This window comes from Dysgonomonas sp. PF1-14 (assembly GCF_029892965.1).
Taxonomy (GTDB): domain Bacteria; phylum Bacteroidota; class Bacteroidia; order Bacteroidales; family Dysgonomonadaceae; genus Dysgonomonas.
Map to the genome: position 1 here is coordinate 232,473 of NZ_JARXWN010000006.1, position 10,566 is coordinate 243,038.

The following is a 10,566-nucleotide window of genomic DNA, read 5'->3' on the forward strand; positions in this document are numbered from 1 at the left end:
ATTGGTTCGAGGGCAAATTTCAGATATGTTAAATAGGAGATTATACCAGTCTTATACGGGGTGGATAAAAATGATTTGAATAAAAATATTGATAGCTTTTATCGTTGGAATGTTAAAAACAATATTATACCTTTGGATAATAGCAAATTGACACATATAAAATGGAACTAAATTTTTTCCCTATAAATATTGAATTTGATAAATATCAGATTAATATTGAAGGTTATACTGAAGAACGACTTAAAGAACTTAGAGCTTTATATAACTCTACACATTCTTTTTTTCGCAATGATGATTATATCTATATTTCTAATAAAGAAGGCGATGAGAATCTGCAATTGGGAACATCTGATGAAAGACATGTTTTTAATGATGCCGAAGTAACATCGTCACTTATCAAACATATATTTTTTAGAACCTTTAAGGAAAGATTTCCGAAGTATACACCTATTGATTTTTATCCTTTTCGTTTTTTTTCTGAACAGTTAAAAGATGATATTATCTATCAGGATCTTCCTGATAAATTAAAAAATAAAATAGCGTACAAGAAATTGATAGAAATTCAATTGAGACATATTAAAAATAAAGGTATTGAGCGATTCGGTTTCGTAATCAATATCAGACGTAATTGGATTTTTAACTTAAGTTGCCTAGATTTAAACGAAGAAGGATATAATTTGATTGGGGTTGAAGTTTTACACACGGAAATTTTACCTGGACTGCAAGATATTCTTGCTCCGAATGAAGATTTTATTGGGGAAATAATTGAGATAAAAGGTTATTCTGCAAAGGTTAGGACAAACAATGGTGTAGAAATATACCCATTGAAAGAGTTATATATTAGAAAAACCAAGTTTAATATAGGAAATTACCTCTCATTTGCGACCTCTCAGCAAATAAGTGATTCAATTTTAAATATAATTGAATCAAGACGTTCAGAGGTATATAACACTAAGAAACATTATGAGGCAATAATAAGCATTGCAAAATACATATTCTCAATAAAAGGTGAATCTGTATTATTCCAGAATAAGGATGGATTTTGTTTTACTGTGGACGAAAAGCCTCTAACCGTTAATAATTCAATTGAATTAAAAACTCCTACATTTATTTATGATTATGCAGGGACAAAGACTAATAATACGAATGCAGATATTGGTTTAAGTAATTTTGGACCTTATGACAGTCCTAATTTTGCACCAAAAACACCTTCCGTTTTAAGTATTTGCCATCGGGCTAATCGCGGCTCATTTTCAAATTTTCTTTCCAGTTTACATTTGGGAATACCCAATTCAAATTATTTCAAGAACGGACTTCTAAAAAAATATGATCTACATGAGATCAACTTTGACATTCAAGAAATACAAGAATATAATGTTGAGGAATATTTTAAAATTATAAAAGATAATGATGAATATAAACCTGATTTGGCTATTATTGAGATACCTGATTCTTTTAAAAGACTATCGGATGACCAGAATCCATATTATAAAATAAAAGCAAAATTATTAGCACTTGAAATACCGGTACAGTATGTAACATCAAGGATAATTAATAATTACGATCAGTATATATTAAATTCCATCGCCCTTCAAATTTATGCAAAAATAGGGGGAACTCCTTGGGTTCTACCATCAAGTCGCTCTGTTGACAGAGAGATTATAATAGGTATAGGACATAGTAAAATTAGACAAAATCAATTTAGTGGAGGAAATCAGGAACGAATAGTTGGAATAACAACTTTTTTATCAAGTGACGGACAATATCTTTTAGGCGACAAAGTTAAAGATGTTCCTTTTGATGATTATTTTAATGAATTACTCAAAAGCTTAAAGAATTCAATAAAACGATTATCGAATGAACATGGATGGTCTGAAGGAGATACTGTCAGATTGATTTTCCACATATTCAAACCAATAAAAAATACTGAATTTGATGTAATAAGTCAGCTGATAAAAGATATACCAGAATATAAAATAAAATTTGCATTTGTTACAATAAGTAAATCTCATCCGTATTTACTTTTTGATAAAAACCAACCTGGAATTAAGAAGTATGGTAGTTCGATTGTAAAAGGAGAATACATACCGAATAGAGGCAGCAATGTATTTTTAGATGATGAAACTTGTGTTGTACAAATGTTTGGCGCAAATGAGTTGAAAACAACGAAACACGGAATGAGTAGCCCTCTCCAAATAAAGATTAGGACCCCACAAGGAAAGTATGATGATAACAGCATTAAAGATTTGTTATTTTATGATTTGAATTATATTACACAACAAATTTTTTCATTTACATATTTATCATGGAGAAGTTTTCTTCCTGGCGAACAACCTGCAACTATGTTATATTCTAACCTAATCTCAAAATTACTTGGAAAAATGAGAAAAGTACAAGGTTGGGACCCTGATAGTTTAAATTATGGATTAAAACGAAAAAAATGGTTCCTATAGAAAGGCGGTTAGATATTATTTCAAGAATAAGCGAATCTCCTATATTGATTGCTTTTAACAATTTATTATTAGGGGAAAGTATTAGTGTCCCTAATACAACTGATTTGAATGAAGTTGACAAAATATATTTTAATACTCTTATTGCATTCCAAACTAACAACAAATCTCTATTTGAAGAATATTATAATATAAAAAGAAAGAGTAACCCCAATAAAGAATCTCCTCCACCTTTCGTTAATAATGATTTTTTTATTTTTAGCTTATTGCTTGGTATAATCAAATTTAATATTGATAAAACTTGGATGCAGAATGTATTATCTATACGAAATAAAACCCCAATAACTATAACTTTTGAGAATATATTAAATGAGGATTATCTCAGTAAAAGTAACTTAAAAGAAATTATATTGATATATCTGTATTTAAACAAAAATGAAAATTTGACAAATGAATTATTAACAAATACTTATCAACATATATCAAATAATACAGAACAGATATTCAACGATAAAAATGATTTTTATACTCTATGCTCATTGAGAGCATATAATTTAATTATTGAGCAAAAAGAATATTCTCACTTATTATTCTTATTTCAGAAAAAATTTCTCCATAGAATCAAATATCTATCTTGGATAGTACAAACTGGCGTTTTTCTAATGTTATTACTAGGTGTGGTTCAATTAATTTCTTTAGTTCCTTCTATAAATGATTTTTTCAATAAATTTGATCCAATTTTTGGTGTATTAGGATTTAGTATTGTTGGAAATTTTATTGCTCCATTTAGTAAGTTTACCTATAAAATTATTGCTCAACTTCTTGGTTATCCAAAAGGATTATTAGATAATGAAAGATCTATTTAAAAATATTGTTCCTGAAGAGAAATTATCGGAAGATTACCGAATAGTTAAAGATAGTTCATCACACGAAGCTGCACGAAGAATGTTGAATGAGATTTTTAATTCTACAAAACAAATTGATAAAAACTTCTTAGAACAATTTCAGACACATGGCTTTGATGCTCGGGTATGGGAATTATATTTGACCGCTGTTTTTCTTAACTTAGGTTTTGAAATTAAGGGTAAATATGATTATCCAGATTTTGAAATAGAAAAAGGAAGTGTGAAATTATTTGTAGAAGCTACTATTTCAAAGAATAGCAATAATAAACCGATTGAAGACAAATTAGAAATTATTAAGAATACACTCCATGATGACGAAAAATGGTTGAATATGATGAATGATTTAGCTGAGTTCTCTTTAATGAAGAATGGCTAACTCCCTATTTTCTAAATTAAATAAAAGATATTGGGAAAATGAGTGGGTTAAAGGATATCCACTTATTTTAGCCATTGAACCTTTTCATCATGCTCTTTCTTTAATGATTACAGATAGTATGCTACCCAATTATCTCTACGGAATAGATCAAGATTGGTATCATGACGAAAAAGGAGAACTAATTATCAATACACATAAAAGTGAAATAATTACTCATAAAGGAAAATCAATCCCTGCTGGATTCTTTAATCTTCCAGAAGCTTCAAATATAAGTGCTGTAATATTTAGTAATTCTGGAACAACAGCCAAGTTTAGTAGAATGGGGAAATTAAGAGGGTATGGCTCAGAAGATGTTATCATGCAAAGAGTCGGTGTATGTTATTCCCACGAATTAAACGCAAGTTCACCTCATGAGTTTAATTATATTGTTGGAATAAATGGTCCAAAAGAAACATGGGAACAAGGATTATCAATGTTTCATAATCCTCAAGCCAAATATCCGATTGACAAAGAACTTTTTCCAAATATTGTTCATGGTTATTTTGATGGGCAATTTTATGCTTATGTTCCTGAATTTCATCCAATGAATTCTCAGACTCACTTAATAAACACCAATGTACCAACATCTTAAGGAGGAAAGTCCAAATCTGATGCTATTAAGAAAATATACAATTCTACCGATACAAGTCTAATGAATTAAATTGAGTCAGAAAATCAATATGGCTCAACTATCTGTAATTTTGGAACAGTTCACAAATCTATCAACTTATTATATGATAGGATTATGTAAAAAAAAGGGATTTACACAAATGACTAAAGTTTTAAATAAAATCAATGCTGTCTATGTAAAGTGTTTATTTATAAGATTAATTACAAGCAAATAATTACCTTTGCAATATGGCTGAAAATAACCAAGAAATCATTAATCCTCTTGTAAAAGAGAGGCCTTCGTCCTATGCTGATAAGCTTGGGAGGTTATATATTTCAACTATATCTAAAAACTCAAAAAAAGAAAAAGGTCAATTCTTTACTCCCATTGAAATCGCAGATTTTATGGGTAAGCAAATCTATGTAAATAAATCATCAATATCTATTTTAGATCCTGGATGTGGAATAGGGATGCTTTCATGTAGCCTTATAGAGAATATCACAAAAGATAATGCTATAAGAAATATAAAACTGATAGTTTATGAAATAGATATTTCTGTGCTTCCATATACAAAACTAGTATTAGATTATCTGAGAGAAACACTAAAAAAGAATGGAACAGAATTATCTTACACCATAAACAACGAAGATTTTGTTTTAAGTAATTATCAGGCTCTTGACTTACAACCCCGAATGATGCAGGATGAACTTGAAAAATTCGATATAATAATATCTAATCCGCCCTATTTTAAGCTATCAAAAGAAGATATCAGAGTAAAGGTCTCACAATCCATAATTAATGGTCAGCCAAATATATATTCTCTTTTTATGGCTATCTCATCTTGCTTGCTAAATGATGACGGGCAATTAATTTTTATAGTACCCCGTAGTTTTACATCAGGACGATATTTCAGGCTTTTCAGAAATTTCTTTTTAAATAATATCCAGGTATCATTCATACATTTATTCAATACCCGTAAAGATACTTTTTCAAAAGATAATGTATTACAGGAAACATTAATTCTAAAAGGTAAAAAGAAAACTTTTTCAAACATAGATAATTCAATAATTATATCATCAAGTCAAGGTATTAATGATCTTGACATCCCTAAACAAAAATCTTATCCGTTAAAAGATTTAATTGATACGGATTCTGTTGAAAAAATCATTCATTTACCTGTGAATACTGAAGAGGAAGAGATTATTAAGCTATTTAAGACATGGACCGGAAGTTTAAATAAATATGATATTCAAATATCTACCGGGCCGGTCGTAGCTTTTCGTTCAGAAGAGTTTTTGCTTGAAAATCCTGAAACGGATAACGCACCATTATTTTGGCTTCATAATGTAATAAAAATGCTGGTGGATCATCCCGTCTACCGAAAGGATAAGAAACAATACATGATAATCTCGCATGAATCCAGAGCCATCTTGTTACCCAATAAAAATTATGTTTTTCTTCGACGTTTCAGTTCAAAAGACGATAAGAGTCGATTAATTGCAGCACCTTATTTTTGTAGCACATCTAAAGCTAACTTTATTGGTGTTGAAAATAAATTGAACTACATTTACCGACCTAAAGGACATTTAGAGAGGTTTGAAACGATGGGTATATCTGCATTGTTAGATAGTGATCTGTTCGATACCTACTTCAGAACATTTAACGGAAATGTAAATGTGAGTGCTACTGAATTGCGAGAAATGCCTATGCCTCCTTTAGAGATTATTAAAGAGATTGGGAAACAACTGATTTTAAAGAATGATTTCTCGATTGAAAACGTAAACGAAATAGTAAATAGTTTTTTCAAAATATAGTATGAATTTATTTGTGAGTAAAGTGGATGAAGCTCAGGAAATACTAAAAGCATTAGGATTACCTGTTGCCCAACAAAATGAAATGTCCGCATTAACATTGCTTGCTTTATGTGATATAAAAGAAGATAGTAAATGGTCTGATGCAATAAGACAAAGCATGGGTGTAACGAAAGGTGTAATGACTTTTGTGAATGAAAATTACAAGAAAGCTCAACCCTATGCTCCTAATACAAGAGAAACATTTCGCAGACAGGTACTACACCAATTAGTGCAGGCAAGAGTAGTTGATTATAATCCCGATATACCTAATTTACCTGTGAATAGTCCGAGAGCCCACTATGCCATAGGTAAAGAAGCCTTAGAAGTAATCAAATCTTATGGGTCTGCTGAATGGGACGATAAACTATCAAATTTTATAAGTTCAGTAGGTAAGTTAAGTGAGATATATGATAAAGCGAGAGAAATGCAAATGATTCCTGTAATCATTGAAGGTGAAGAGTATAAACTATCTGCAGGAAAACATAATGTTATTCAGGCTGCTGTGATAGAAGAGTTCGCTCCACGTTTTTCACCTGGGGCAAAAGTTCTTTATATCGGAGACACAGCTAAAAAAGATTTGTATGTCGATTCTAAAACTTTGGAAGAGATAGGCATACCTATAACTGAACATAGTAAATTACCGGATATAGTAATTTATGATAAGGATAAAGAGTGGCTGTTTCTGATAGAAGTAGTAACTTCTCACGTACCAGTTTCTCCCAAAAGAGTGCTTGAAATGGAAGAATTCTTAAGTGATTGTAAAATTGGAAAAGTGTATGTTACCGCTTTCCCTGATAAAGCTGAATTTAGAAAATATGTTGCTGATATTGCATGGGAAACAGAAGTTTGGATAGCAGATAATCCTGATCATATGATTCACTTTAACGGGGATAGGTTTATTGGACCCCGCTAATTCTATTAGATAGAATAAATTTTTGACGAGGATAATAATATCTAAACATATTGAAGTCAAATATTTGTCAGTCATGCAAAAATACTGTAATTTTAATGCTGAAAAGTTGGATACGGATTTAGGGCAATATGCTGAAAAGCGGATGTCAATTTAGAGACAAAAAAACATAACTAAATCGTAACCTATAAAGATTTTTGAAATATTAAATCTAATGATTTAGAATAAGATAGGTGTTTTTCGGACAGGTCCGTCAACGCCCACCAAGACATAAAATTGGTGGAAGTCAACAAAAGACAGAAACTTCAATTAAGAGACAAGAATCCTGTTAATCAATAGATTAATGGGATTTTTCTTTTTACATAGTGGACATAATAGGACGATAAAAGACATAAGAAGACAGTGGGGCTGTGTGCAAACCGTGTGTAAAAAACAACCTCAATTTTCGCACACGAATAGACAAATAACTAACTGGAATCAAGTGTCTTACAAAGACCTAGTTTGGCGTTTTCAAGGCGATAAATCCTTTAACGATAAACTATAATTTTGTCGAATTAAAAGGAGAAAAAATGAAAAGTACCTATCGTGTTCTGTTCTACATCAGGAAAACAAGGCCAAACAAAGACGGTTCAGTAACAATTGCAATCCGTATTACGATTGACGGAGAATCTATTGAATTTAATCCAAAGTTGTTTGTAAATCCCTCTATCTGGAACCCAATCGGGCGAGCGGAAGGAAGAACCAAAGAAGCCAAAGAAATAAATGACGCTTTGGATAAAATTCGTTCTGACTTGAAAAGTCATTATAATGAAATTTACGAAAGAGATGGATTTGTTACTCCAAAGAGATTACGTGATGCATATCTCGGCTTAGATATTCAAAAATATACGTTATTATCAATGTATGACAGTTTGGTAGAACAAAAGCGTAATCTTGTGGATAAGGCTATCCGAAGCACCACTCTGTCAAAATACACGGCAACAAGGAAACGGATTGAAGATTTTCTTTTTCACCAGTACAGCAAGAAAGATATGCCTTTGAGGGAAGTTAATTATCAGTTTATTTCTGATTATGAGATATATCTCAAATCTGCATGCAATTGCGGACATAATTCATCTGTAAAGCATCTGCGTTACTTAAAGAAAGTATTAACTACCGCCTTGAAAAATAAGTATATATCCACAGACCCTTTTGACGAATATAAACTTGGATATAAGCCTGTAAAGAAAGAATTTCTGATTGAACCTGAAATCAAGAAGTTGATGAATAAGAAATTTAACTCAAACCGATTGGAAGAGGTGCGGGATGTATTTCTATTCCAAATTTTCACCGGATTAGCATATATAGACGCTGCTAATCTAAAAGAAGATAATATCATAGAAGATGGCTTCGGACAGAAATGGATACAACTTACTCGGCAGAAATCTTCCGTTCAAGCAAATATCCCATTATTAGATGTCCCCTTATCCATTCTTAAGAAGTATAAAGGGTTGAATAATGGAAAACTTCTCCCAATGCACACGAACCAAAAGATGAATGAATATTTGAAAGAAATTGCAGCGTTATGCGGTATAAATAAGAGACTTACAACACACTGTGGCAGGCACAGTTTCGGAACGATAATGCTGACCAAAGGTGTTTCTATCGAAAGTGTTTCCAAAATGTTAGGTCATACAAATATAAGAACAACACAAATTTATGCCAGGATAATAGACCAAAAGTTGAGTAGTGATATGGAGAATTTGGCATTGAAGCTGAATAAAAGGAAAGATAAAGAAAAAATCTCATAGAAAAATGATTAGTCTAAAGAAATTAATAGACTTGACAAGGTGGGCTGCCTCTTATGATTCCTCCTTAACCAGAAAAAAGTCGATAACATTTATCCAATGTATTTTATAAATTATTTACGAATTATTCTCAGGCAACTCTAGAATTGGCTAAAAAAATTCTTTACTTTGTATCACTATTGATACCTAAAAGAAAAACCCCCACATAAAGTGGGGTCTAGATAATTTAGATATTCTTCTTCAGAAATCTAAATACGCCTCCTTTAGGATGATAAATACGTTTACCATTACGCGGAACGTAAGGTGTAAAAACATATTCCTGTTCATCAGGAGACTCTTTAAAGATTTTCTCGTCCATAAATTCGAAAAAATTAAGAGTTAATAATTAGGAGTTAAAAGGTCAGAGTTTTAACTCCTTTTTTATTTATAAGGCTATCCTCTGATAACCTTAAAACAAAGATATTACAAATATCTGGTAGTTATTGTTTTAGTTTTGAACAGGAGTGTTAATAACTTTTTTCTTTTTAGTAGATTAGACAATGTTAGGAGTAAATTTTAATCACATATTACTACTATCCGATTTTATAAATTAACATTCCATTTCAGAAATTTTTTCATCATTGTTGAAAATAAAAGAATCTGTTTTATAATGTATCTAGCACATTATAAAATACTTGTATCTTTATGTATGCAGAATTATTTCCAATAATAATTTTAAAAAAATAATTAGAGTAAAGATATATATCGCTTTTAAAAAGAGTCAAGTACAACTAAAAACTCAAATATTATTTTTTATCTTTTCGCTATTTCTATTTATTTCCAAAAGGAAAATGATATAATTGGCTTTCTCAATATCCTGCGACCCTTTCCTCCATTTTGTTATACTTCATTTCAGAAACAGTCTCGGATAATAAACCAAGAGTAGCTACTTTCAGGCTACACTTGAATATTTAACTTTCTACTGCTATTGATATGCTGTGATAGCATATTTTTATATTATCCACTATCTAACGATGCCCTTTCCCGTTTCTTCCATAACTATTCCACGTTTGTCTGGGAGCCATCCTTGTTCGGTCTATTGTTCATCAGAGCAAAGGTATGATAGTGTTTAGACCATGTATGTTCAGAGCCTGTCGGTTTCCGCAAAAATCTTCCTCTTTCCTTCGGCGAGCGTATTTATTGACGGAAAAACATCCCTGCTTTAAACACAATACCTTTTGTTGCTCTATGAAACAAAAACGACCGACCTGACGGATGACGCATGAAAAAAAATGTCATAGTTATGAGAAACGGGAAAAACATATTGAAACAAAACTCCCTCGCCTCTGGAATCATCATAAAATTTGGTTTGTGGGTGGCAGGGTTTGCATTGTGTGCGTGGGTAGTTACTCATCTGAGTATAAACACATCCGTAGTCTTAGGTTGTGTATTTGCTTATATGGGAATCTGCCTTGTATTCAAGGTCGTGAAGTTTGTATTGAAAGTTATTCTTTCCCTACTCTCCTTTATCATCATTACCGCATTAATTCTATTACTCATCTCACTGCTGTCCCATTAAAATCGCAAATATCTCTTTAATTTATTTGATAATTAGTTAGTTACAGGTATTTTTCGAGCGCGACGATTTCAATTTATA

At 31.2% G+C, this 10,566-nt stretch carries 9 protein-coding genes; 8 read left to right on the forward strand and 1 reads right to left on the reverse strand.

The window, feature by feature from the left end; genetic code table 11:
- Positions 1 to 161: 161 nt before the first annotated feature.
- From M2448_RS09730 to M2448_RS09760, 7 genes are all read left to right on the forward strand, one after another.
- Positions 162 to 2,453: a Piwi domain-containing protein gene (locus M2448_RS09730; RefSeq protein ID WP_280645965.1), complete on the forward strand. Its 2,292-nt coding sequence runs from the start codon at positions 162 to 164 to the stop codon at positions 2,451 to 2,453.
- Positions 2,441 to 3,316 (forward strand): hypothetical protein, encoded by an 876-nt coding sequence (locus M2448_RS09735; RefSeq protein WP_280645966.1) that lies wholly within the window; start codon positions 2,441 to 2,443, stop codon positions 3,314 to 3,316. The genes M2448_RS09730 and M2448_RS09735 overlap by 13 nt, the downstream gene beginning before the upstream one ends.
- Positions 3,300 to 3,731 (forward strand): hypothetical protein, encoded by a 432-nt coding sequence (locus M2448_RS09740; RefSeq protein WP_280645967.1) that lies wholly within the window; start codon positions 3,300 to 3,302, stop codon positions 3,729 to 3,731. The genes M2448_RS09735 and M2448_RS09740 overlap by 17 nt, the downstream gene beginning before the upstream one ends.
- Entirely contained in the window at positions 3,724 to 4,362 is a 639-nt protein-coding gene (locus M2448_RS09745) for a hypothetical protein (protein WP_280645968.1), read from the forward strand. The genes M2448_RS09740 and M2448_RS09745 overlap by 8 nt, the downstream gene beginning before the upstream one ends.
- 266 nt (positions 4,363 to 4,628) lie before the next feature.
- A complete protein-coding gene (locus M2448_RS09750; protein WP_280645969.1) occupies positions 4,629 to 6,194 on the forward strand; it encodes an Eco57I restriction-modification methylase domain-containing protein in 1,566 nt (521 codons plus the stop codon).
- Between the two features lies 1 nt (position 6,195).
- Positions 6,196 to 7,146: a BsuBI/PstI family type II restriction endonuclease gene (locus M2448_RS09755; RefSeq protein WP_280645970.1), complete on the forward strand. Its 951-nt coding sequence runs from the start codon at positions 6,196 to 6,198 to the stop codon at positions 7,144 to 7,146.
- 566 nt (positions 7,147 to 7,712) lie between these two features.
- Positions 7,713 to 8,933, forward strand: coding sequence for a site-specific integrase (locus M2448_RS09760; protein WP_280645971.1), 1,221 nt, complete (start codon positions 7,713 to 7,715; stop codon positions 8,931 to 8,933).
- Between the two features lie 223 nt (positions 8,934 to 9,156).
- Here M2448_RS09760 and M2448_RS09765 read toward each other — a convergent pair whose 3' ends face one another.
- The gene (locus M2448_RS09765) at positions 9,157 to 9,288 is read right to left on the reverse strand and encodes a hypothetical protein (RefSeq protein ID WP_280645972.1); all 132 of its coding nucleotides are present in this window, start codon (positions 9,286 to 9,288) and stop codon (positions 9,157 to 9,159) included.
- 924 nt (positions 9,289 to 10,212) lie between these two features.
- On the opposite strand from M2448_RS09765, the gene M2448_RS09770 reads away from it, so the two are divergent.
- Positions 10,213 to 10,488 carry a hypothetical protein gene (locus tag M2448_RS09770; protein ID WP_280645973.1) on the forward strand — a complete coding sequence of 92 codons (276 nt, stop codon included), beginning with the start codon at positions 10,213 to 10,215 and terminating at the stop codon, positions 10,486 to 10,488.
- Positions 10,489 to 10,566 lie beyond the last annotated feature (78 nt).

Bases quoted from the DNA above. Each gene is read 5' to 3' on its own strand.
- M2448_RS09730 (WP_280645965.1), top strand. From the start codon at position 162: ATGGAACTAAATTTTTTCCCTATAAATATTGAATTTGATAAATATCAG.
- M2448_RS09735 (WP_280645966.1), top strand. From the start codon at position 2,441: ATGGTTCCTATAGAAAGGCGGTTAGATATTATTTCAAGAATAAGCGAA.
- M2448_RS09740 (WP_280645967.1), top strand. From the start codon at position 3,300: ATGAAAGATCTATTTAAAAATATTGTTCCTGAAGAGAAATTATCGGAA.
- M2448_RS09745 (WP_280645968.1), top strand. From the start codon at position 3,724: ATGGCTAACTCCCTATTTTCTAAATTAAATAAAAGATATTGGGAAAAT.
- M2448_RS09750 (WP_280645969.1), top strand. From the start codon at position 4,629: ATGGCTGAAAATAACCAAGAAATCATTAATCCTCTTGTAAAAGAGAGG.
- M2448_RS09755 (WP_280645970.1), top strand. From the start codon at position 6,196: ATGAATTTATTTGTGAGTAAAGTGGATGAAGCTCAGGAAATACTAAAA.
- M2448_RS09760 (WP_280645971.1), top strand. From the start codon at position 7,713: ATGAAAAGTACCTATCGTGTTCTGTTCTACATCAGGAAAACAAGGCCA.
- M2448_RS09765 (WP_280645972.1), bottom strand. From the start codon at position 9,288: ATGGACGAGAAAATCTTTAAAGAGTCTCCTGATGAACAGGAATATGTT.
- M2448_RS09770 (WP_280645973.1), top strand. From the start codon at position 10,213: ATGAGAAACGGGAAAAACATATTGAAACAAAACTCCCTCGCCTCTGGA.